Below are 23,556 nucleotides of genomic sequence, written 5' to 3' on the forward strand. Positions count from 1 at the left end.
CACAGTGATCAGAAAGGGATGCGCCGAACCGCGCCGACACCAAAAGATTAGCAGCACGATCGACTGCCTTGACCCGGAAAGTCGTAACACCAGGCAGCCAGGCCGGGTAAACGCCCGACGGGGACAGGTCAACCAGATCCGACTCTCAAGCATCTAAGTAGCGCTACGGCGATCACGCCGGCGACGCGCGGAGGATCGGGGAAGGATCGGCATGGTGGTGATCACGCCCGCGACGAGGGATATTCCCATCGCGGCGGCGACTCCGGAGGTGGCCAGTCCCCTCGCGCAACCGAACGTACAGTCGTCCGCAATCGCCCCGCGTTACGAACAAGGTGTGAGAGTCCCCGCTCGGCGCCAACCCGGCCGCCCGGACTCTCGCCGGTGGAGGTGGCCATCATGACGCGGTCGGAGTTCGACGACATCCGCGCACACATCGCGGCCGAGGCCGGGCACGCGGGCGACCTGTTTCAGATCGCACAGGAGTTGCTCGACGACCTGGAGCAGGTCCGCATCCGCGAGGCGACTCTGCGCTCCTACTACCTGGGGCTCCTCACGGCGGCCCGCGCGACGGTGGCCGCGGACATCGCGGGAGACGCCGAGCCCCTGACGTTCCTGGTGCACGAGCTGGCCAAGCACGGGCAACTGCCGGAGGGGGAGCAGGTCCAGCGCATCCTGTCGGACGCCCGGACCGCGCAGGCCCTGCTCGCCTACATGGAGGAGCAGGCGCCCCGTCGTTCCTCGCCCGGCAGCCGTGCCCGCCGCTGCGGCGGCGTCAGCCGTACGCTCAGGGGCTGAAAGCGGTCCCGGACCTCATCCCCCGGGGATGAGGTCGTGCACGAAGACCACGTTGGGGTATGCCGGGTTGTCGGTGTACCCCTGAACGTTGCCGAGGTAGGCGCGCTGGTAGTTGGACACCCATGGCACGGCCACGACGGCCTGCTTGTCGATGAGGGTCGACTGGAGATCGGCGTACATCTTCTGCGCGGCGGCGCGGTTGGTCGCGACGAGTGACGGCAGCCTGTCGATCTGGCCGTCGAGGTCCCTGTCCTTCAGGTAGGTGAGGTTGAAGGACACCGGATCGGCGCTGTGAAAGACGTTGAGGAACCAGGAGTACGCGTCGGCGTAGTCGGGCCACCAGTACATGACGAAGATGTCCTGGCGCTTGGCCGGGTCCTTGGCCTTGCCCTGGTCCCACTGGGCGTTCCACTGCATCGCCCAGGCGTGCACCTGCACGTTGAGCCGGCTCAGCGCGGAGGTCAGCAGGGTGACGAGGAGCCGCTCGTCGTCGTCGCCCTGGGCGTAGGTCAGCGTGAGTTCGAGCGGCTTGCCGCCCGGGCCGTACCCCGCCTGCCTGAGCAGCTCGGCGGCTCCGGCGAGATCCTGGTGCGGGACGATGTCGGGGGTGTGACCGAGGAGCCCTTCGGGGACCAGGCCGTTGGCCTTGGTGCCCGACCCCCTGAGCGCCGCCACGACGCCGTCGTAGTCGATCGCCTTCTGCACGGCCTGCCTGAGCCGTACGTCCTTGAGCGGGCCCGAGGCGGAGTTAAAGAGCACGAGCATGTTCTGGAACGAGGGGACCTGGAGCGTGCGGACCCCGGCGGTCGTCCTCGCCTTGTGGAACAGCGACGGGTTGAGCCGCTCGACGAAGCTGGCCTCGCCCCGCAGCAGGAGCTGCCAGGCAGTGGTGAGGTTGGGCGTGACCCGGAACTCGACGTTCTTGTAGTGCGCGCCGTCCCAGCCGCCCCAGTAGCCGTCGAAGGCCTTGAGCATGAGCTCGTCGCGGGAGCCCTTCCTCCAGTTCGCCACCGTGTACGGCCCTGAGCCGGCGTCCTTGCCCTGCTGGAACCACTTGGCGAGGTCGCCCGAGCCGGCGGCCGCGGTGTCGTAGATGTAGGCGGCGTAGTCGGCGGAGGCGATGAGGTCGAGCGGCGCCGGATACCTCAGGGTGAACTCCACCGTGAGCGGATCCTTGACCGTGATCTGCCGCACGCAGTCCCAGATGTAGGCCGCTCCCGTGGACAGCCGCTTGGTGCGCTCGATGGACGCCTTGACGGCGGCGGCGTCCACCGGCCTGCCGGTGTGGAACCGTGCGCCGTCGCGAAGCGTGAACGTCCAGGTCTTGCCGTCGGAGGACGCCTGCCACCGAGCCGCCAGACGCGCGCTCGCCCTCTTCGTCACGGGGTTGTAGACGGTGAGCGAGTCGTAGATGTTCTGCATCGCGATGATCTCGTTCGAGTATGACGTCCCGGGGTCCCAGTCGGTGACGACGTCGAGGTTCGAGAGATAGACGAACGTGGCGTCCTTGAAGGAGCTCGGGGAGCTCTCCACGGTGGTGTCGCGGACGGCGCCGCCGCCGCAGCCGGCGAGGGCCAGCACGGCCACGACTCCAACCACTCCAAGGACTCGCAGGACGAGGGAACGGCGCATGCGGCTGCGGGGTCCTTTCCACCATGAACTACCATGATCAAGCTACTGCAAGATCAGGAAACGGACGATATTTTCCGATATCTCACCTCAGAACTCTCATTTGGCACACACCACTGCTAACCTCTCTCCCTGTCTCACAAGAGCTTTTCGGAAGCTCGCCACCCTCAACGGGACGAGGTGCGATGAGTCCCCGTAGGCGCGATCGGCCGATCAGGTTCAGGCTCATCGGCCTGCTGCTCGTGCCGCTCTTCTCGCTGATCGGCCTCTGGGCGGTCACCGCCGGTGTGACGATCGGCGACAGCCTCCGCCTGCGCACGTACAACACCCTCTGGTCCACCCTGCGCCAGCCCGCCGATCTGCTCATCGTCGAACTCCAGGGCGAGCGCCTTGCCTCCGCGCAGTATCTCGGGTCCGCCGACCACGAGGGCCGTTCCGAGATGGGGGTGCAGCGGCTGCGGACCAACGCCGCCCGCGACTCCGTCCGGCGGCTGGCCCTCTCCGAGCCCTCCCGCGCCGCCACCACGCCCGCCATGCGCGCGCAGGTGGACGAGATGCTGGCCGGGCTCAGCCACCTAGACGAGATCCGGGCCGAGATCGACGAGGGCCTCTCCAACCGGCTGCGGGCGATCGAGACCTACAACCTGATCTCCGACGCCATCTACCGGATGCACTACAGCCTGGCGCTGATCGACGACATCCCGATCTATCAGCAGTCCCGCGTGGTGATCTCGCTCGGGTACGCCAAGGAGCTGCTGACCCGGGAGCAGGCGATCGAGGCGGGCGCCGCGGCGTCCGGCACGATGACGGAAGAGGAGCGCAAGCTCTTCACCCAACTCGTCGGCAACCGCCGCTTCCTCATCGACCAGGCCCTTCCCGAGCTGGACACGGGCCTCCGGCAGATGCACGTCAACCTGATCACCACTCCGCTCTACCAGCGGCTCCGGCTGCAGGAAGAGAAGATCATCGCCGGTGCTCGGCTGTCCTCCAGGACTCAGCGGGTCTGGCAGGCCACCTCCGACGACATCGCCGAGTCGTTCCAGACGGCCCAGACGGACGCGGGGTCACGGCTCGCCGAGCGGGCGGCCCCCATCGCCGACACGATCCTCAGGCGGGCCGTCCTCGCGGGCGGCGCCGGTCTGCTCGCGGTGCTCGCCTCGATCCTCATCTCGCTCCGCGTCGGCTCCCGCCTCGCCCGCGAGCTGGCAGGTCTGCGGCAGGCCGCGCTCGACCTCGCCAACGTACGGCTGCCGCGCGTGCTGGAGAAGCTCAAGAAGGGCGACGACGTCGACCTCGCCACCGAGGCGCCCGCGATCCAGACGGCCGGCGGGACCACCGAGATCCAGGACGTCGGCCGGGCCTTCTCGACCGTGCAGCAGACCGCCGTCGAGGCCGCGATCGGCCAGGCACGCCTCCAGCGGGGCGTCAGCCAGGTCTTCCTCAACCTGGCGAGGCGGAGCCAGACGCTGCTGCACCGGCAGCGCACCCAGCTCGACGGCATGCAGCGCCGTACGACCGAGCCGGACACGCTGGAGGACCTGTTCCGCCTCGACCACCTGACGACCCGCATGCGCCGCCACGCCGAAGGCCTCATCATCCTCTCCGGCGCGGCGCCGGGCCGGGCATGGCGCAAGCCGGTCGCTCTCTACGACGTCGTGCGCGGAGCCGCCGCCGAGGTGGAGGACTACAAGCGGGTGACCGTGCTCCCCATGGAGGAGAACAGCCTGGACGGCGCCGCGGTGGCCGACGTCATCCACCTCGTCGCCGAGCTGATCGAGAACGCGACGATCTTCTCCCCGCCGCACACGACCGTGTCCGTCAGGGGCGAGATCGTGGGGAACGGCTTCGTCGTCGAGATCGAGGACCGCGGGCTGGGCATGACCCCGGAACGGCTGGCGGAGCTCAACGACCGCCTGGTCAGCCCCCCGGAGTTCGACCTGGCCGACACCGACCGCATGGGACTGTTCGTCGTCGCCCGGCTGGCCGCCCGCCGGGATATCCGGGTGACGCTGCGGCCCTCGCCCTACGGAGGAACCACCGCCATCGTGCTGATCCCATCCGCCCTCGTCGTGGGCCCCAAGGACCCGGATCTCGCCCGCCTGGCGGACGAGGAGGTCACGCCGGAGGACATCATCCTCGCCTCACTGAGCCGATCGGACGTCAGCCGGTCGGACGTCAGCCGATCGGACAGCCGGATGAGCAAGGACAACAAGCAGCCGGGTGAGGAGGAGGCATGACCGATCGGATCCACGACCAGTGGCTGGACGAGGAGGCCGGTCCGGTCGTCCCCGCCTACGCCCTGACCAAGGGGCGGGTCCGGCCGTCCAGCAAGGCGATCGACCTGGTGGCGATCGTGATGGCCACGGGAGGGCCGACTCCGGTCAGCCTCGGGCCGGAGCAGTGGATGATCCTCAGCCTCTGCGCCCGGGCGACTCCCCTGGCGGACATCGCCGCGGCGATCGACCTTCCACTCGGCGTCGTGCGGGTGCTCGTGGGCGATCTCCACGAGCAGGGGCTGGTGCAGGTGCGGCCGCCGGCCAACGTGGCGCAGCTGCCCAACGTGACCATCCTCTCCGAGGTGATCAGCGGCCTTCGCGCGCTCTGACGCCGTCGCGCCGCGTGGGTTGATGGGGGGTTGATCTCACCTGGCCGGTGGTACGGCCGGCCGGTGCGAGATCAACCCCGGCGCTCAAAGGGGCGTCAGCCGCCCGGGTTGTAGATGACCTTCTCGGGAGTGATCCGGACGGTGATCCGCTGCTCGCCCTCCTGCCGGTAGGGGTAGGAGTCCACGCCCAGGTACTTCTTGGCCAGGCCGTCGATCACGGCGTCGGCTCCCTCGAGCTCCAGAGTCGCCGTTCCGGAGACGCTGACGAGGTGGAAGCCGTCATTGGGGTCGAGCACGCTGACCGACACCTGGGGGTTGTTGCGGAGCTGCCGCTCCTTCGCCCGTCCGACGGCGGTGTTGAAGATGACGTCGTCTCCGTCGACGTCGACCCATACGACCGTGTTGTGCAGCGATCCATCGGCGCGGACTGTCGTCGCCCAGGCATAGTTCGGCTGGCTGAACAGCGCCTTCGCGTCGTCGTTGAGCTTGCTCATCGTGTTCTCCCAGATCTCGGGGGGCAGTGAACATCGTCAACCTGATCTAACCGCATCCCAATTCACGTCGGAACGCGTGGGGGTAGTGCCTCCTGGCGTGCTCCGGCGTGATGTAGCCCTCGCGCAGATCCGCCCGTACGGCTTCCGCGTCCCGCTCGGACGGCGGGCCGTATCCGCCGCCCGACCCGGTGCGCAGGTGCACGACCGAGCCCTTCGGCAGGAAGATCCGCGTCTTCAGCGAGAAGTCCTCGGCGCGGCCGTCGGGGTACTCCACCGTGAGCCGGTTCGGCCGGCCGGGGAGGCCGCCGGACATGCCCCACGGGTCGAGGGCGGTCCGCGCCAGCCCGGCCGTCAGGTACTGGTCCTCCATCACGCGGAAGGACAGGTCGAGGCCGAGGCCGCCGCGGTGCCGTCCGGGGCCGCCGGAGTCCTCGGCCAGGGCCATCCGCTCGATCCGCCAGGGATTGCGCGACTCCCACACCTCGGCGGGGGTGAACCGGGTGGCCGACTCCGAGATGTACATCAGCGCGCTCGCGCCGTCCCCGGACCTGGACGCGCCCTGCCCGACGGGGTGGGGCGCACCGTCGGCCCAGGGCTCGCCCGTCGCCTCCCGGTTCCCCCACCACACCAGGGCGTTGATGTCGCCGCCGCTCGCCGCCGGGACCGAGTCGGGCACGGCGTCCGCCAGCGCCCGGATGATCAGCTCGATGGCGTGATCGGACGGGATCCCGTACATGAAGCAGGGGGCCGGCCGTACGGGATGGAAGAGGGAGCCCTCCCGCGTGACCAGTTCGAGCGGCCGGAAGTGGCCCTCGTTGGGCTGCTCGCCCGCTCCCGCGAGGAAGGCGACGGCGATCCGGACGGCCGCCACGGTCGATGGGAGAGGACAGTTGACCGGCCCGCCCACCTGGTCGGGGCAGTTGGTGAGGTCGACGGTGACCGACGACCCGCTGACGCGCACCTCGACGCCGAAGGGAATCGGCAGGCCGTTCACCCCGTCGGAGTCGATCACGCTCTCGGCCGTGTAGACGCCGTCCGGCAGCCGTTCGAACCAGCTCCGGACGAGCGCCTCGCCATGGGCGTACATCCGGGCGACGGACCGGCGGAACACCTCCGGGCCGTATCTGCGGACGAGCGCGGTGAGCGCCTCGGCCCCCGTCCGCGCCCCGGCGACCATGGCGTTGATGTCGCCGATGACCATCTCCGGCATCCGGCTGTTGGACAGGATCATCCGGTAGATGTCGCTCACCAGGCGCCCGGCGTCGTAGAGCTTGACACCGGGGAAGATCGTGCCCTCTTGGAAGACGTCTACCGTGTCCGTGCAGTAGGGGTCCTTGCCGCCGATGTCCAGCCAGTGCGCCTTGATCACCGAATACCCGACCAGCAGGTCGTCGTAGAAGATCGGCACGACCATGGCGGCGTCCTGGGGGTGCGAGCCGGTGCCGTACGGGTCGTTGTAGAGGATCACGTCGCCCGGGGAGAGCGCCCCCTGGCCGCCCACGCCCTCCACGGCCTCCCGGACGCAGAAGCCGAGCGTGCCCATGAACGCCGGCAGCGTCGGCGCCTGCGCCAGCATGCACAGGTCGGCGTCGTAGAACGCCACCGCGAAGTCGAGCGCCTCATAGATGATCGGCGAGAACGCCGTGCGGATCAGCGACTGCTTCATCTGGTCGGCGGCGGCGTTGAGGCCCTGCCGGATGATCTCCGTGGTGACCGGGTCGGCCCCGTCGGCGAGCCCGGGATTGACCTCCGCGTAGCGGGTCCGGACGATCCTCGTCATCGGTCGCCGTCCTTCCGTGTGATGATCAGGCACCCGCTCGGGTGCGCCTCCACGGCGAAGCCCGCGTCCACATAGGTCGTCGAGGTCGGCTCGATCACGAGCAGCGGGCCCTCCATCGGGCCTGCTAGCCCCTCCCTCGGCACCACCGGGGCGTCGGCATGGGCACGCTCGCGGAACGACCAGAGCCTCGTCGTGCCCAGCGGGGTCGCGGTCGCGGGGGGCGCGGGCACCAGCGGGTGCTCGTCGTCGAGCACCACCCTGCTCGTCGCCCGGACCGTGACCACTTCCAGCGGGTCGGGCAGCTCGTGGCCGAACGTCCGGTGGTACGCCTCGGAGAAACGCGCCTTGACCGCCGCCACGTCGTCGTCACCGAGCCGCAGCGGGATCGTCAGCGTGTGCTCCTGCCCGCGATGGCGCAGGTCCAGATCGACCTCCCGTACGGCTCCCGCCCCCGGAGGCGCGTCCGAATCCGCCAGGCGCTCGAACAGTGAGGCCGCCAGGCGCTCGATCACCGGCAGAGCCTCCTCGTCGAGGGCGCGGACCAGCGTCCGGGCGGCCGAGCGCACGATGTCGGCCTGCACGAGCCCCACGGCGGAGAAATTGCCCGCGTTGGGCGGGATCACCACGGTGTCGATGTCGAGCTCGTCGGCCAGCAGGCAGCCGAACAGCGGCCCAGCGCCGCCGAAGGCGACGATGGCCGCGCCGCGCGGGTCCACTCCCCGCTCGACCGTGACTCCCCGCACCGCCTGGGCCATGTGGGCGGCGGCGATCCTGATGACGCCCTCGGCGACGGCGTCCGTGCCGTCGATCCCGGTCGGCCCGGCCAGCGGCGCGAGCACTTCGGCCGCCTTCTCCGGGGAGAGCGAGATCCCGCCCGAGATGTGGCCTGCGGGGATCATGCCGAGGTGCAGCGCGGCGTCGGTGACCGTGGCCTCGGTGCCGCCGCGCCGGTAGCTCGCCGGGCCGGGCTCCGCGCCCGCGCTGCGCGGCCCGACGCGGAGCAGGCCGCCGGAGTCGGCGTACGCGATCGAGCCGCCGCCGGCGCCGACCGACCGCACGTCCACCCACGGGCTCTGCAGCGGAAGGCCGACGACCTCTCCCTGGAACAGCAGGGGCAGCCTGCCGTCCTCGATGAGGGCCGTGTCGAAGCTCGTCCCGCCGACGTCGGCGGCGACGGCCGTACGCAGTCCGAGGGTCGCCGAGAGCCGCACGGTGGCGACCGCCCCGGCCACGGGCCCCGACAAGATCGTCTCGAACGGCCGGGCCGCCGCCTCGGAGAGGGTCAGCGCGCCGCCTCCGGACCGGGTCACCAGCAGGCCGCCCCCGAAGCCCCGGGCGCGCAGCTCACGGTCGAGATTGCGCAGGTAGGGGCCCATGCGGTGGCGGACGAAGGCGTCCACGACCGTGGTGCAGGTGCGCTCGTACTCCCGGTACTCCCCCGACACCTCGTGGGACAGCGAGATCGGGCCGTCGAACCCCGCCTCGCGGAGCAGTCCGGCCGCCAGCGTCTCGTGGGCCGGGTTGGCGTACGAGTTGACCAGCACGATCGCGACGGCGTCGACGCCGTCGTCCGCGAACAGCCGGGCCGCCTGCCGTACGGTCTCGGGGTCGAGCTCCCGGACCACCGAGCCGTCGGCGGCGACCCGCTCGGCCACCTCGGCGCGCAGCCGTCTCGGGACGAGCGGCGGCGGCGGGGTCCAGAACAGGTCGTAGGGGTCGTCGCGGTCGCCGCGCCGGATCTCCAGGACGTCGCGGAAGCCCGCCGTGGTGATCAGCCCGACGGTGGCGCCCCTCTTCTCCCGGCTGAGGGGGCGTTCGAGCAGCGCGTTCAGCCCCACGGTGGTGCCGTGGACGAAGTGATCGCAGCGGGCCAGCAGCTCCGCAGGGACCGCCGCGTCCACCGCGGCGAGGACCCCCAGCTCCGGCGCGGCCGGAGTGGTGGGCTGCTTGGCGACCCTGATCTCGCCCGTCGCGGCGTCGTGGAGGACGAGGTCGGTGAAGGTCCCGCCGACGTCGACTCCGATGACCGTTGTCATGCCTCGCAAGGTAAAGCGGGGGCAGGGCGCCGTCGATGTGGCCTCACAACGACGCGGCGGCGCCTGTTGTGCCCGGGAGACATTCCCGATCGAGGACGACATGGCAGGCGAGCTGAAGGGCGAACCGGGTCTGCGGATCGGACAGGTCCACGCCGAGCACGTCGGCGATGCGCCGGATCCGGTGGGCGACCGCGTTGGGATGCAGGCTGAGCAGCTCGGCGGCCCGGGTCCGCGAGCCCCAGCTGTCCAGGTACGCCCTGAGGGTCGGTACGGCAGGCGCGGCCAGCGCGCCCAGCCCGTCGAGCGGGGCCAGCATGTCGCGGGCGGCCATCAGGGCGCTGTCGCTGCCACTCAGCTCGGCGAGGATCGCGTTGACCCCCAGCTGGTCGAACCGCACGACCTCGCCGCCGCCCGCCCGGCTCGCCGCCGCCCGCGCCTGCGACGCCGTACGGCGCAGCCCCTCCGCCCCCGCGTGGCAGGTCCCCACCCCGGCCTGCATGGCGCCCCACTGGCCGGAGAGGGGCCAGGACCCGACCCGCTCGTCCGTCGTCACGACGACGAGGATGCCGTCCTGCCAGCGCGTGACGACCGGAGGCCCGGCCAGGTCATCGGACCCCGGCACGCCCGCGACCATGCGCCGCACGTGTCGCAGGGTCGCCTCGCCCGGCCCTGACGGAGCGGGGTCGCGGAGGAAGACGGCGATGTGCCAGCCGTCCACCGGGACGCCCTCGTGCCGCGCCCGGCGGGCCGCCCCTGCCAGGTCCTTGGCCCCGGCCCGAAGCAGGGCCAGCAAGGCCTGCTCGCGCGCCCGCTCGGCGGCGCGGGCCGCCGCCCGCACGCGGCCGAGAGTCGTGGCCACCACCCCGGCGACGATGGCCGCGGCGGGGTCCTCGCCGTCCCAGCACACGTAGCCGTCGGGCCGCCCGTCGACGCGGATCACGGCCGAGTTGACGGCCGGTTCCGCGACCTCGGCCACGCCGTACTCCACGCCTATGGACCGGGACGCCGCCCGCAGGATGTCCTCCTCCCCCGCGCCCTCGATCGCGCCCAGCCCCTCGATCGCCTCGCGGGTACGGCGGAGCAGCAGGCTGGGATCGGCTCGGAGCGCGGCGCTGAGCCCCAGGACGGTGTCCGACAGCGAGTGGTCCGACGCCCCTGCGAGCAGCGCCACACCCACCTGGCGGGCGAGCCCGACGACGTCCGGCGAGGTGCCGGACGGGCCGGGAAGCACGATGGCCGCCAGGCCCCCGCGTCCGGCGACTCGCAGCGCGTCGAGCACGCTCGACGCCTGAATGGCGTGACGGGAGAGGATCGCCAGAGCTCCCGGCGGGGCCGACTCCAGCTCGCGCATCTCGTCCACCAGGACCACGCCCTCCACCGGCCGGGCGTCCCAGGGACCCGCGACAAGGGTGAGCCGGCGGCCCGCAGACGTCCGGAGCAGATCACTCACATGGCGCATGGGGGTCTCACCTGTCGTTCAGCGGGCCGTTCGGCAAGGCGCGCAGCAGGTGGGTCACAGCTGGAGTCAGCGGGAGACCGGCCGGTTGGGGACACCGGCCAGCACCTCCTCCGCGCGATGACACGCCACCTTACGCCCCTCCACTTCACGGGCGGCGGGCGGCTGGTCTCGGCAGACATCCAGGGCGAGCGGGCAGCGGAGCCGGAACGGGCAGCCCGGCGCGGCGGGTGCGGCCTCGGTCCGCCCGGACGGGCGCGGCGGTTCGCCGCCGAGGCGCGGCACGGCGTCGCGCAGCGCCAGCGTGTAGGGGTGAGCCGGGCGCGTCAGCAGGTCCCGCGTGGGGCCCGATTCGACCACGCGGCCCGCGAACAGCACATGCGAGGTGTCACAGAGCCGGTCCACGACCCCGAGGTTGTGCGTGATCAGCAGGTAGCCGAGCCCGTGCTCGGCGGCCAGCCTCTCCAGCAGGTCGAGGATCCTCGCCTGCACGGTGACGTCGAGCGCGCTGGTCGGCTCGTCGAGCACCAGCAGGCGGGGCTCCACGGCCAGGGCTCTCGCGATGGCCACGCGCTGCCGCTGACCGCCGGACATCTGGTGCGGTTTGCGCCCCGCGACGGCCGGGTCGAGCCCCACGTCCTCCAGGAGCCGGACGACCCGTGCCAGCCGGGCGGCTCGATCCATCCGGTGATGCGTGGTGAGCGCCTCGGTGATCGAGGCCTCCACGGTCATGCGGGGATCGAGCGCCTCGCTGCCGTCCTGGAAGACCGGCTGTACGGCACGCCGGAACTCCGCGCGCCCCTTCCGGTCAAAGGAGGCCAGGTCGCGGGAGCCGTACCGGATCGTGCCGGAGCGGGGGCGCAGGAGCCCGAGCAGGGCGCGGGCGAGCGTGGTCTTGCCCGAGCCACTCTCCCCGATCAGGCCCACCCCGCCGTCGCCGACGGCCAGGCTGACGTCGTGGACCACCACCGTCGAGCCGTACGCGAGCGTCACCCCGTCGGCCCGCAGCACGGCACCGCGAGGCAACGCGGCGCCCCGCCCGGCGGCATCCGGCTCGACGGGGCCGGCCTCGGCCTCGGCCTCGCGCGGCGCGGGGGATGGGGATGGGGATGGGCTGAGGCGGGGCTCGCGAGGGGCGGCGGAACCGTCGTGCCGAGTCATTCCGTCTCCTCCGCCGGCTCCTGCGCGGGCTCGATGGTGGGGCGGTCGGGGAGTTGGGGGACGGCGGCGATCAGCTCGCGGGTGTAGGGGTCGCCCGGCCGGGCGAAGACGTCGGTGGCGGGGCCGCTCTCCACGACGGCGCCGTCCTTCATCACCAGGACCCGGTCGGCGATGGTGGACACGAGGGCGAGGTCGTGGGAGACGAGCAGCACGGCCAGGCCGCGCTCGTCCCGCAGGCGCCGCAGCACGGCGACGACCTCCGCCTGCACGGTCACGTCGAGGGCGCTGGTGGGCTCGTCCGCCAGGACGACCTCGGCCCCGAGGGCGATGGCCAGCGCGATGGCGAACCGCTGCGCCTGGCCGCCGGACACCTGGTGCGGGTAGCGCCGCAGGATGGCGGGGTCGAGCAGCACGGCGGTGACCGCGTCGGCGGCCCGGCTCCGCGCCTCCGCGCCCCTGACGCCGTGGCGGGCGAGCGCGCGGCGCATCAGCGTGCCGAGCCGCATCGTGGGGTTGAGCGCGGCCTGGGGGCTCTGCATGACCAGGGCGACCCGGGAGCCGCGGATCCGCCTCAGCTCCGCGACCGGGGCCGAGAGCACGTCCACGCCATCAATGGCGATTTTTCCGGAGATGTCGGCGCCCTCGATGAGGCCGAGGGTCGCGAGCAGCGTCGTCGTCTTGCCCGACCCGCTCTCGCCGACGATCGCGACGCACTCCCCCGCGACGACGTCGAGCTCCGGAACGGAGGCGATCACGCGGTCACCGATCCGGACCGCGAGGTCCCTGATCCTGATCATCGTGCCACTCATCTGGCCAGCCTCGCCCTCAGACCCTCGCCGAGCACGTTGAACGCGAACGCCGTGACGAGGATCGCCAGGCCGGGGAAGGTCACGACCCACCAGTCCGTGGTGAACAGCGACTGGCCCTGCTGCACCATGAGCCCCCACTCGGCGGTCGGCTCGTGGGCGCCCAGGCCCAGATAGGACAGCGCCGCCGCGGTGAGGATGACGCCGCCGCCGTCGAGCGAGAGCTGCACCAGCACGGGGGTCAGCGAGTTCGGCAACACGTGCCGGAAGACGATCAGCGGAGCGGGCACTCCGAGGCAGCGGGCGGAGTCGACGAACCCCCGGGTGGAGACCGACGCGGCGACCGACGCCGTGAGCCTGGCGTACCACGGCCACCAGGTGACGGCGATGGCCACGATCACGGTGGTAACGCTGGGCTGGAGCACCACGGCGAGCGCGAGCGAGAGGAGCAGCGCGGGGAACGCCAGGAAGACGTCGGTCACCCGCATGATCACATCTCGGGCCCAGCCGCCGGCGTATCCCGCGACGACCCCGAGCACCACGCCTGCGATCCCGGACAAAGCCAGCACCGCCACGGCGATCACGAGCGAGGTCCGCGCGCCGTACAGGACCCGGCTGAGCACGTCGCGCCCGACCTGGTCGGTGCCGAACCAGTGCGCGCCGCCCGGCGGGAGCAGCGCCTCCAGCGGATGGGTGGCCGAGCCGCCGTCGTCGGGATAGGGGGCGATCCACGGGGCGAGCAGTGCCGCGAGCAGAATCAGCCCGAGCAGCACCGCGCCCGCCATCGCGAGCCGGTCCACCCCGGGCAGGCCCCCCACGAGACGACGCAGTGCCGTACGGCGGAGCGGGAGGGGGGCGACGGGAGCGCCGGCCGGGCCGGGGGCCGTCATCGCGCCCTCACTCTCGGGTCGATCACGCCCTGGAGCAGGTCCACGGCGAGGTTGGCAAGGACGTAGAGCACCGCGACGAGCAGCGTGACCCCGGCGATCGCGGGGGTGTCCAGGGACCGGATGGAGTCGGCGGCGTAGCGGCCGAGGCCCGGCCAGTTGAACACCGCCTCCACCAGGAAGCCGTTCACGATGGAGTACGCGAAGACGAGCGCGATGAGCGACAGCACCGGGTTGAGCGCCAGGCGCAGGGCGAACCGGGTCAGCACGGCGGTCTCGCCGAAGCCGAGGGCCCGCTCAAGCCGGGCGTGGTCGCGGGCCGACTCCTCGATGAGGGCGGCCCTCGTCATCTGGGCGACCACACCCGCCGGGTAGGCCGCGATGACCAGGGCGGGCAGCACGAGGTGCGAGATGGTGCTGCCCAGGATCGGCCAGTTGCCGGTGAAGAGAGCGTCCACGGCCGTGATGTTGGTGTAGACGTGCAGCGGGCTGGTCCGGTCGAGGCCGGTGTCGTACTCCCCCGCGACCGGGAACCAGCCGAGCGCGCTGGCGAAGATCGTCTGCAGCGCCAGAGCCAGCCAGAACACCGGCACGGAGACCGCCAGCATGGAGGAGAGCCGGATCGACAGATCCGGAAATCTACCCTTATAGCGGGCGGCGGCGATCCCCAGCGGGATCCCGGCGACGACCGCGATGACGAGCGCGGCGCCCACCAGCTCCAGCGAGGCGGGGAACGCCTGGAAGAGGTCGTCACGGACCGGCCGCCGGGTGTGCAGGCTCACGCCCCAGTCGCCCCCGAGCAGGTCGCGGACGTAGTTCCAGAGCTGCACCGGCACCGGGTCGTCCAGCCCGAACTGCCGGCGCGCCGCGGCGAGCTCCGCCGGCGACGCCCTGGGCCCCGCGTAGGCCACAGCGGGGTCGCCGGGGACCAGCCGCATGATGACGAACGTGAGGGTGACCACGCCGGCCACGACCAGGAGAGCCTGGCCGAGCCGGCGGATCAGGTACCGCGACATGCCTCAGGCACCGGGCTTGAGGTCGTAGACGAACACGACGTTCGGGTAGGCCGGGTTGTCGGCATACCCCTGCACCGACTTGGCGTAGGCGCGCTGGTAGTTCTGCACGTACGGCACGGCCACGGCGGCCTTCTCGCCGATGATCTTGGTCTGGAGCTCGGCGTACGCCTTCTCCGCCGCCGCCTTGTCGGTGGCCGTCAGCTCGGGCAGCGAGTCGATCTCCTTGTCGATCGCGTCGTCCTTCAGATAGGAGAGGTTGAAGGACACCGGATCGGCGCTGTGGATCACGTTGACGAACCAGGAGTACGCGTCGGCGTAGTCCGGATACCAGTACATGACGAAGATGTCCTGGCGCTTGGCCGGGTCCTTGGCCTTGCCCTGGTCCCACTGCGTGGTCCACTGCAGGGGCTTGGCCGACAGCTTGACGTTCAGCTTGTCGAGCGCCGAGCTGAGCAGCGTGACCAGCACCTCCTGGTCGGCGTCCCCCTGGGCGTAGGTGAGGCTCAGGTCGAGCTGCTTGCCGCCCGGCCCGTAGCCCGCCTCCTTGAGCAGCGCCTCCGCGCCCGCGAGGTCCTGCTTGGGGGTCTGCCCCGAGGTGAAGCCGAGCAGTCCCTCGGGAACGAGGCCGCTGGCCGCGACTCCGGCCCCCTTCAGCGCGGCGACCAGGCCGTCGTAGTCGATCGCCTTCTGCACGGCCTGGCGGAGCCGCACGTCCTTCAGCGGGCCGTTAGCCGTGTTGAACAACGTGAGCAGGTTCTGGAACGACGGCGTTTGCGAGGTCTGGACGCTCGGGGTGCCGCTCGCCTGGGCGTAGAGCTGCGGGTTGAGCCGCTCGACGAAGCTCACCTCGCCGCGCTGCAGGAGCTGCCACGCGGTCGTGAGCTCCGGGGTCACCCGATAGGCGATCTTCTTGTAGTGGGCGCCGTCCCAGCCGCCCCAGTAGCCGTCGAAGGCCTTCAGCGTGAGCTCGGTCTCCTGCCCCTTCTGCCACGTGTCGATGGTGTACGGCCCGGAGCCGGCGTCGTGGCCCTCACCGAACCACTTCTTCAGGTCGTCGGAGGTGGCCGAGGTGTCGTAGACGTACGACGCGAACCCGGCCGACGCGACCAGGTCGAGCGCGGTCGGATACTTGAGCGTGAAGACCAGTGTCGCGGGGTCCTTGGCCTCGATCTTGTCGACCGCACCCCAGATGTACGCCGCCCCCTCGCCGATCTTCATGGTCCGCTCGATGGAGGCCTTCGCCGCGGCGGCGTCGACGGGCTTGCCGGTGTGGAACTTCGCCCCCGAGCGCAGGGTGAACGTCCAGGTCTTGCCGTCGGGCGAGGACGTCCAGGAGGTCGCCAGCCGGGGCTCGGCCTTCTTGGTCTGCGGGTTGTAACGGGTCAGCGACTCGTAGACGTTCTGCATCGCGATGATCTCGTTGGAGTACGAGCTCGCGGGGTCCCAGTCGGTGACGACGTCGAGGTTGGGGACGTAGACGAAGGTCGCGTCAGTGGTGCCCGCCGAGGACGTGCCCGGTTGGGGGGAGCCTTCGGCGCCGCGAACCTTTCCGCCCGCGCACGCCGCGGCGGTCAGGGCCACGGCCGTCACGGCTCCCGCCGCGAGCAGACGCTTGTGCCAGCGCATGTATGGGGGGTTCCTTTCGTATCCACCGGCCTACCGGGCGAGGGGACCGGCGGCCTTGACGTGCAGGCGAACAGCGGGCTCAGGTAGGTAGCTGAGAGGGATCTCGCTGAGCTCCACGATCTGGACCGACGCGGGGTCGGCCCCGGCGGCGACGGCCCTGGCGGCCGCCTCCTCCTTGGCTCTTTCGATCAATGTAGCCCTGCCGGTTTCGCCGTTGACGGCTGGCACGATCGTTTCGAGCCTGCCGCTGGCGAACGCGATCGCCGCGCCCACCGCGTTGGCGACCTCCGCGTGCGCGGGCCGGATGACCTCGCCCGCCCCGGGGATGTCTCCCGCCAGGAGGAACGCGCCGCCGCCCACGGCGATGAGGGGCCGGTCCGCCTTGCCGAGCGCCACCCGGTCCACCGCGTCGGCGACCTGCTCGTCGGCGTTTCGTACGGCTCGCGCCAGCCGCTCGCGCCATTCGTCCGGCACGCCGTGGGCGCCCACGGACCCCCTCCCGGCGGCCACGGCGGCGTCGGTCATGGTGGGCGTCGAGCCGCCGAAGACCAGGGCCTCCCGGCCGATCCGGTAACCGACCGACCGCGGCTCCTCGCCCACCACCGTTCCGCCGCCGAGGGCGATGGACAGGATGTCGGGCATCCGGAAGTTGGTCGTCACGCCGCCGATCTCCACGGCCGCGGCCGACTCCCGGGGGAACCCGCCCACGAGCACGCCGAGGTCCGTGGAGGTGCCGCCCACGTCGGCGACGATGGCGTCCTCCACGCCGGACAGGTACGCCGCGCCCCGCAGGGAGTTGGCCGGTCCCGAGCCGATCGTGAGGACGGGATAGCGGGCGGCGTAGTCCACGGCCATCAGCGTGCCGTCGTTCTGGGCGAAGAACGTCTCGACCTTGAGGCCCCTCGATTCGAGGGCGCTCCGGAGAGCCGTGGTGACGTCGCGGGCCACGCCGTACAGGGCGGCGTTGAGGACCGTGGCGTTCTCCCGCTCCAGCAGTCCGAGCGAGCCGATCTCGTGGCTGAGGCTCACCGCCACGTCCCCGAGCTCGCCGCGGACGATCTCGGCGACCCGGTTCTCCTGGTCCGCGCTCGCCGGGCTGAACACCCCGGTGACGGCGACGGCGTCGGCCTCGACGCCGGAGAGGAACCGCTTGACGGCGTCCACGTCGAGCGGGGCGATCTCGCGGCCGTCGACGAAGTGGCCGCCGCGCACGATGGCCGCCCCCGCCGCCACGGCCTTCTTCAGGTCGTCCGGCCACTCGCTCAGCGGAGGTACGGAGGTCGTCGCCGGGGCGCCGAGCCGGAGCACGGCGACCCGGCCGAGCGCGCGGCGCTCCAGGATGGCGTTGGTCGCGTGGGTGGTGCCGAGCATGACCCGGCGAACCCTGCCGGGCTCGTCGAGCTCGGCCAGCACGGCGTCGAGCGCGGCCCGCAGGCCCTCCGTCACGTCGGGGCTGGTGGGCCGCTTGGCCTTGGCGACGACGCGGTCGGCGTCGTCGAGCACCACGGCGTCGGTGTTCGTCCCGCCCACGTCGATGCCGACGCGCAGACCACCTTGGCGGTCGCTCATGACGCGATCTTCTCGACGGGGAGGTAGTCGAGGTCGTAGCCGAAGGCCCGCGGCCCGGCCGTCTCCAGGCCCTTGGGCGTACGCCACAGGGGGTCGCACGGCCAGGCGAGCACGGTCACCCGCTGGCCGTAGCGCAGGCCCTCGGTCTGGACGGCCGTCGCCGTCTGGGTGTCCACCACCGTGATCAAATCCGGCACCATCGCTCTCACCCGGCCGTCCTCGACGGCGACCAGGTTCTCGTTCTGAATTTCCAAGGTGAGCGTCCTGCCGCGGTCGTCACCGGTTCCCTCGATCGTCACGGTCCCCCGGACGAAGCCGCCCGTGGTCCGCCGCTCCAGGTCCGTGAGCTTCCCGGTGACCAGCCGTACGGCGCCGACCTCCTCCTGGAGGGCCGCGAGCGGGTCCTGCGCGCCCTCGGTGGCCCGGCCGATGGCGATCGCCCGGGTCACGGTGCCCTCGATCACCGCGCCCTCGCACTCGCGCGCCGTGAGAACGTAGTCGGCCATCAACGCGCTCGATCCCGAGGCCACGCAGACGGCGCGGGCGATCTGCTCCGACCACAGCCCGTCGACCGGGCGGATCGTCACGACGTTGCCGGCGACGTCGGACATGATGACGAGGTTCGCCGGGATTCCGGCGACGTACATCGACACCATCTGGACCTCGGGGAACGCCCGGCCCATCGCGTCGGCGTCGAGCAGGGGCAGGCCGAGCCGGGCCGCCCAGGCCACGGGCGCCACGCCGTTGGCCCCGCCGATCTCGGACGACATCACGGCCGCCGGAGCCCGGCCGAAGATCCGCTCGATCTCCTCGCGGATCCGGACGGGCTCGTCCTCGGAGTGGATCATCTCGTGGCTGACCGTCGGGGCGCCGATCCCGGAGAGCGGCAGGACGAGGGCGTCGCCTGGCAGGTCCCGGAGGCCGACGACCGGAACCTCGCCGTGCTCCCGGATGGCCCGCCGCGCGGCCAGGGCTCCGGCGCGGACGTCTCCGCCGCCGCCGGTCCCGAGCACGGCGCAGCCTCGGGCCAGGGCGGAGACGTCATCCAGTGAAATGCGGGCCTGCATGGCCAGAGCCTTCACCACTGACCTGCGCGCGCTCAATGTCACCCTTCAACACATGTCCGACATTTGTTGTCGTACCACGACAAAAGCCGAACAACTGGCGAATCAGAGAAAATCAAAAGGCCCGGAGGAGATCCTCCGGGCCTTTTGATCAGGGCCTTCTCTGAGTAGCGGGGACAGGATTTGAACCTGCGACCTCTGGGTTATGAGCCCAGCGAGCTACCGAACTGCTCCACCCCGCGTCGGTGTGTATGTCTTAACCATAGCCGCTCCGGGGGATCAGCCGCAAATCGATTGCCGGAACGACGAAGGCCCCGGCCTTCCGGTTTCCCGGACGGCCAGGGCCTTCATTCAGTAGCGGGGACAGGATTTGAACCTGCGACCTCTGGGTTATGAGCCCAGCGAGCTACCGAGCTGCTCCACCCCGCGTCGGTATGTGTAGAGGTTATCCGGCATGCGCGCCGGAGGCAAATCAGCCACCGGATGCGGGAACCCCGCGCTCGGGCGAGCACGGGGTTCCGGGGCGTTCCCGCGACGATTCAGCCGGTCGGCGTGGGACTCGGGCTCGGGCTCACGCTCGGGCTCGCGGAGGCCGAAGGCGGCGTGGACGTGGCCGGCTGCTGGCCCTGGAGCCTGTTCAGCTCGTCCAGCGCCTGCTTGAGCGCCGCCTGCGCCTTGCCGTACGCGCCCCAGTCGACCGGGTTGGACGCCAGCGCCTTCTGGGCGTCCGCGTACGCGCTCTGGGCCTTCGCGACGATCGCCGCCAGCGCGGCGTTGGCGGGGGGATTCTGCCCGGGATTGACCGGGCTGACGGGAGGCGCCGGTCCCGTGCCGAAGACCTGGCTCAGCGCGTCCTTGAGGGTGTCGGCCGAGCCCACCTTGTCGCCGAACATGACCAGCACGCGGCGGAGGATGGGGTACGGCTCCTGCCCCGCCCCGGCGGCCGTCTGCACGTACACCGGCTCGACGTAGACCAGCCCTCCGGCGAACGGAAGGGTCAGCAGGTTGCCGTACAGGATCTGGGCCTTGCCGAGACCGAGGATGTTGAGCTCGCCGGAGAACCGGTTGGTGAAGGTGTTCTGCACCTGGCCGGGCCCGGAGATCGTCGTGCTCGCCGGCATGCGGAGGATCTGCAGCTTGCCGTACCCGTCGCCAGGCGTGGCGTCGACCGCCATGAACGCCGCGAGGTTCGGCCCCTGCCGCGGCACGAACGTGGTCGTCAGCGAGAACGACGACGACTGCGCGCCGGGCATCTTGACCGACAGGAAGTACGGCGGCTGCTTGACGTTCTTCTCACCCGACGATGGGTCGTCCGGGACGTTCCAGAAGTCCTGGCCGCTGTAGAACGACCGCGCGTCCGTGATGTGGTAGCGGGACAGGACGTCACGCTGCACCTTGAACAGGTCTTCGGGGTAGCGCAGGTGCTGCTTCAGCTCCGCGCTCATCTTGTCCTTCGACTGGACGATGCCGGGGAACGCCTTCTCCCATGCCTTCAGGATCGGGTCGGTGGAGTCCCACTCGTAGAGCGTCACGGTGCCGTCGTAGGCGTCCACCGTGGCCTTGACCGAGTTGCGGATGTAGTTGATCTGGTCCCGGGGCGGCGGCGTGATCGCCCTGGGGTCCGTCGCGGTGTCCCGGATCATGTCCGAGAAGCTCTTGCTCTGCGAGTAGGGGTACTCGTTCGCGGTCGTGTAGGCGTCGATGATCCAGACGATCCGCCCGTTCACGATCGCGGGGTAGGGGTCGGAGTCGAGGTTGAGGAAGGGCGCCACCTTGGCGACCCGCTCCGCGGGCTCCCGGTCGTACAGGATGCGGGACTGGTCGTTGATGTCGCCCGACAGCAGCAGGTTCTTCTCGCCGTACTTCACGGCGTAGAGCAGCCGGTTGAAGAAGGAGGCGAGGGGCACGCCGCCCTTGCCGGTGTAGGTCGTGTTCTGCTGCCCCGTCCCGCTGCTCTCGGGGTAGTCGAGCTCCTGCGGCTTGTTGGGCGAGCCTCCGGCGATGACGTAATCGGTGCCGCGCTCTCCGAAGTAGACGCGGGGCTCCTTGAGTCCCGTGGCCGTCACCAGAGGGCCGGTGACCGGCATGTCCTTGGCATCGAAGTTGGGCAGGCCCTCGGTGTCCACCTCGTTGCCGGGGGCGGCGACGAACCCGTATCCGTGGGTGTAGACCAGGTGCCGGTTGATCCAGTTGTCCTGCTCGGTGGGCGGCACGGTGAGCTCGCGCACGGCCACGATGTGGTCACGGACGTTCCCGTCCTGGGCCTTGTACCGGTCGACGTCCAGCGGGTCGGCGAAGTCGTAGAAGCCGCGGATGCGCTGCTTCTGCTGGAAGGTCTTGGCCACCAGCACCGGATCGAGCAGGCGGACGCCGGAGACGGTGTCGTCGTTGGCCGCCTGGCCCTGCTGGGGTGTGCCCTGCGCCTGGTAGGCCACGACCCCGGCGTCCGCGACGCCGTACGCCTTACGGGTCTCCGCGATGTTCCGCGCGATGTACGGCTCTTCCTTGCCCTGCTGGTTCGGCCTGACCTGGAACTGCTCGACCAGAGCGGGATAGACGCTGCCGATGAGGATCGCCGAGAGGACCAGCAGCCCGAACGCGACACCCGGCCACATCCCGCCCGGCCGGATGACGCCCGCGAAGAAGATCAGCGCGCAGATCAGCGCGATGACCGCCAGGATGCCCTTCGCGGGGAGCACCGCGCTGACGTCGGTGTAGGAGGCGCCGTGCACGAAGCCGCGGGTGGAGAACACCAGCTCATAGCGGTCGAGCCAGTAGGCCAGCGCCTTGAGCAGGACGAACACGCCCAGCAGCACGGAAAGGTGAGCGCGGGCCGCCCGCGACGCCTGCACCCCGCCCGGCGACTGGATCCGGAACCCGCCGTAGAGGTAATGGACGACCGCCGCCGCGATGATCGACAGGATGACGGCCGTGAACAGGAAGTTCAGCACCATCCGGATGAACGGAAAGGTGAACATGAAGAACGACACGTCGATGCCGAACTGCGGGTCCTTCTGCCCGAACGGCGTGGCGTTCGCGAACAGCAGCCAGGTCTTCCACTGTCCCGCGACCGACGATCCCGTGAACAGGGCCAGGATGCCCATGCCGATCAGGAACACCAGCCGCCGGTGCGGGTCGACCGCGACGCGGTAGCGGTCCGCGCCCTGCGGGCCGCCGAACATCCCCGGGCCGAACATCGGCCGCATCCGGTGCGCCAGCACCATGTTGCCGCCCACGATGCCCACCATGAGAAGGGCGCCCACCAGGAACAGCAGCACCTGGGTGACAAGCATCTTGGAGAACACCGACGAGAAGTCCACCGAGTCGTACCAAAGGTAATCGGTGAAGATCCCGGCGAAGATCAAAAGTAACACCACGACCGTCACGACGGCGATCGTGACGGGAATCAGTAGTCGCGGCCTTCGGGGCAAGCGCATCGCCCGTCCGGCTCCGGGGCTCCGGAAGCTCAACGCCAACCCCTTGTCTCAGAGCAACGGTCCGTGCCTGGCAACCTACACCGCGAAAAGCGCGGTCGTGATCCAGAAGCCGGTCTCCCTCAGGCTAGCTCGCGGGGCAGGCGGGCACGTCGCCGGAGCCGGTCCGCAGCGCGTCCATCGCCTTGACCGCGCCTTCGAGCGTCTCGACCTTGACCAGGCGAAGCCCTTTGGGGACGGCCCGCACGGCGTCCGCGCAGTTGCCGGAGGGCGTGAGGAAGATCGTCGCCCCGGCGCTCCGCGCGCCGACCATCTTCTGCTCGATTCCGCCGATGGGCCCGACGTTGCCGTTGGGGTCGATGGTCCCCGTGCCCGCGACCGACTTCCCTCCGGTGATCCCGCCCGGCGTCAGCTTGTCGTAGATCCCCAGAGAGAACATCAGCCCGGCGCTCGGCCCGCCGACCTGGCCCACGCTGATGTCGACCTTGAACGGGAACTTGTACGCCGACTGCATCCGCACGCCCACCAGGGCCTTGCCCTCGTCGGACCTGGCCGTGGTGATCGTGACGTCGGTGGAGGCCGTCCCGCGCTTCACTGTGAACCGGACCGGCTCACCCGGCTTGTGCTTCTGTACGGCTGCCGCGACCGATTCCAGCTCGGCGACCGGTGTGCCGTCGACGGCCGTGATCTCGTCCCCCGGTTTGAGCTTTCCGTCGGCGGGCTGCCCCTTGTCGGTCTCCGCCACGGAGACCGCCTTCTGGATGGGGATCTTCAACGCGTTCAGCGCCGCGGCGGTCGCCGACTGCTGGGAGTCGGTCATCTCCTGGGTGTTCTGCTCCTCGACCTCTTTTAACGTCGAGGTCTTCGGGAAGATCGCCTCTTCGGGGACGACCGCGACGGTCGGGTCCACCCAGCCGCGCAGCGCGGTCAGCAGGTCGAGGCGGTTGTCCGGGCCGCCCTGGTAGGCGACGGTTACGAGGCTCAGCTTGCCCTCGGTCGGGTAGGTCTGGTGTCCCGAGATGCTGATCACCGGCTTGCCCTTGACGTCCCCGATCGTGTTCTCGGTGGGCCCCGGGCTCAGCACGACGTACGGCACGGGCAGCACGGCGCTGATGAGCGCCAGCGTGAGCGCGAGGAAACCCGCCACCAACAGGGTCAGAGCGCGTCGGGACATGAAGGAACTCTATGCGGTCCCCCG

The 23,556-nt window shown here is 70.7% G+C and carries 17 protein-coding genes and 2 tRNA genes; 3 read left to right on the top strand and 16 right to left on the bottom strand.

Annotated elements, in window-relative coordinates:
- Nucleotides 1-396 precede the first annotated feature (396 nt).
- On the top strand, nucleotides 397-795 hold the full coding sequence (locus tag ABH927_RS29975; protein WP_370027093.1) for a hypothetical protein: 399 nt from the start codon (nucleotides 397-399) through the stop codon (nucleotides 793-795).
- A gap of 15 nt (nucleotides 796-810) precedes the next feature.
- Here ABH927_RS29975 and ABH927_RS29980 read toward each other — a convergent pair whose 3' ends face one another.
- On the bottom strand, nucleotides 811-2,427 hold the full coding sequence (locus ABH927_RS29980; protein WP_370027094.1) for an ABC transporter substrate-binding protein: 1,617 nt from the start codon (nucleotides 2,425-2,427) through the stop codon (nucleotides 811-813).
- 182 nt (nucleotides 2,428-2,609) lie between these two features.
- Here ABH927_RS29980 and ABH927_RS29985 point away from each other — a divergent pair, with 182 nt between their 5' ends.
- Both ABH927_RS29985 and ABH927_RS29990 read left to right on the top strand, forming a co-directional pair.
- A complete protein-coding gene (locus tag ABH927_RS29985) occupies nucleotides 2,610-4,661 on the top strand; it encodes a nitrate- and nitrite sensing domain-containing protein (RefSeq protein ID WP_370027096.1) in 2,052 nt (683 codons plus the stop codon).
- Nucleotides 4,658-5,029: a DUF742 domain-containing protein gene (locus ABH927_RS29990; RefSeq protein ID WP_370027098.1), complete on the top strand. Its 372-nt coding sequence runs from the start codon at nucleotides 4,658-4,660 to the stop codon at nucleotides 5,027-5,029. Before ABH927_RS29985 ends, ABH927_RS29990 begins: the two co-directional genes overlap by 4 nt.
- A 95-nt stretch (nucleotides 5,030-5,124) precedes the next feature.
- Here the strand turns inward: ABH927_RS29990 and ABH927_RS29995 are convergent, their stop codons facing one another.
- The 15 genes from ABH927_RS29995 to ABH927_RS30065 form a co-directional block, all read right to left on the bottom strand.
- A complete protein-coding gene (locus ABH927_RS29995; RefSeq protein WP_370027100.1) occupies nucleotides 5,125-5,523 on the bottom strand; it encodes a TIGR03618 family F420-dependent PPOX class oxidoreductase in 399 nt (132 codons plus the stop codon).
- A gap of 46 nt (nucleotides 5,524-5,569) precedes the next feature.
- On the bottom strand, nucleotides 5,570-7,303 hold the full coding sequence (locus ABH927_RS30000) for a hydantoinase B/oxoprolinase family protein (protein WP_370027102.1): 1,734 nt from the start codon (nucleotides 7,301-7,303) through the stop codon (nucleotides 5,570-5,572).
- Nucleotides 7,300-9,339 carry a hydantoinase/oxoprolinase family protein gene (locus tag ABH927_RS30005; RefSeq protein WP_370027104.1) on the bottom strand — a complete coding sequence of 680 codons (2,040 nt, stop codon included), beginning with the start codon at nucleotides 9,337-9,339 and terminating at the stop codon, nucleotides 7,300-7,302. Before ABH927_RS30005 ends, ABH927_RS30000 begins: the two co-directional genes overlap by 4 nt.
- 43 nt (nucleotides 9,340-9,382) lie before the next feature.
- Complete coding sequence (locus ABH927_RS30010) at nucleotides 9,383-10,789, bottom strand: PucR family transcriptional regulator (protein WP_370027105.1); 1,407 nt, start codon at nucleotides 10,787-10,789, stop codon at nucleotides 9,383-9,385.
- Between the two features lie 75 nt (nucleotides 10,790-10,864).
- Entirely contained in the window at nucleotides 10,865-11,956 is a 1,092-nt protein-coding gene (locus tag ABH927_RS30015; RefSeq protein ID WP_370027107.1) for an ABC transporter ATP-binding protein, read from the bottom strand.
- Nucleotides 11,953-12,765, bottom strand: coding sequence for an ATP-binding cassette domain-containing protein (locus tag ABH927_RS30020; protein ID WP_370027108.1), 813 nt, complete (start codon nucleotides 12,763-12,765; stop codon nucleotides 11,953-11,955). Before ABH927_RS30020 ends, ABH927_RS30015 begins: the two co-directional genes overlap by 4 nt.
- Nucleotides 12,762-13,652, bottom strand: coding sequence for an ABC transporter permease (locus tag ABH927_RS30025; RefSeq protein ID WP_370027110.1), 891 nt, complete (start codon nucleotides 13,650-13,652; stop codon nucleotides 12,762-12,764). The genes ABH927_RS30020 and ABH927_RS30025 overlap by 4 nt, the downstream gene beginning before the upstream one ends.
- Nucleotides 13,649-14,665 carry an ABC transporter permease gene (locus tag ABH927_RS30030; protein WP_370027112.1) on the bottom strand — a complete coding sequence of 339 codons (1,017 nt, stop codon included), beginning with the start codon at nucleotides 14,663-14,665 and terminating at the stop codon, nucleotides 13,649-13,651. Before ABH927_RS30030 ends, ABH927_RS30025 begins: the two co-directional genes overlap by 4 nt.
- Before the next feature lie 3 nt (nucleotides 14,666-14,668).
- Complete coding sequence (locus tag ABH927_RS30035) at nucleotides 14,669-16,291, bottom strand: ABC transporter substrate-binding protein (RefSeq protein WP_370027113.1); 1,623 nt, start codon at nucleotides 16,289-16,291, stop codon at nucleotides 14,669-14,671.
- Nucleotides 16,292-16,321: 30 nt separating this feature from the next.
- Nucleotides 16,322-17,860 (bottom strand): hydantoinase/oxoprolinase N-terminal domain-containing protein, encoded by a 1,539-nt coding sequence (locus tag ABH927_RS30040; protein WP_370027115.1) that lies wholly within the window; start codon nucleotides 17,858-17,860, stop codon nucleotides 16,322-16,324.
- Nucleotides 17,857-18,927 (bottom strand): DUF917 domain-containing protein, encoded by a 1,071-nt coding sequence (locus ABH927_RS30045; protein WP_370027117.1) that lies wholly within the window; start codon nucleotides 18,925-18,927, stop codon nucleotides 17,857-17,859. The genes ABH927_RS30040 and ABH927_RS30045 overlap by 4 nt, the downstream gene beginning before the upstream one ends.
- A 165-nt stretch (nucleotides 18,928-19,092) precedes the next feature.
- Nucleotides 19,093-19,166: transfer RNA gene (locus ABH927_RS30050), tRNA-Met, on the bottom strand.
- A 113-nt stretch (nucleotides 19,167-19,279) separates the two neighbouring features.
- Nucleotides 19,280-19,353 (bottom strand) — tRNA-Met (locus tag ABH927_RS30055).
- A 110-nt stretch (nucleotides 19,354-19,463) separates the two neighbouring features.
- Nucleotides 19,464-22,361 carry a UPF0182 family protein gene (locus ABH927_RS30060; RefSeq protein ID WP_370027119.1) on the bottom strand — a complete coding sequence of 966 codons (2,898 nt, stop codon included), beginning with the start codon at nucleotides 22,359-22,361 and terminating at the stop codon, nucleotides 19,464-19,466.
- A 124-nt stretch (nucleotides 22,362-22,485) separates the two neighbouring features.
- Nucleotides 22,486-23,532, bottom strand: a complete 1,047-nt coding sequence (locus ABH927_RS30065) for a PDZ domain-containing protein (protein WP_370027121.1) — start codon at nucleotides 23,530-23,532, stop codon at nucleotides 22,486-22,488.
- Between the last annotated feature and the right edge of the window lie 24 nt (nucleotides 23,533-23,556).

The organism is Planotetraspora sp. GP83 (genome assembly GCF_041262585.1).
Lineage (GTDB): Bacteria > Actinomycetota > Actinomycetes > Streptosporangiales > Streptosporangiaceae > JAOEGB01.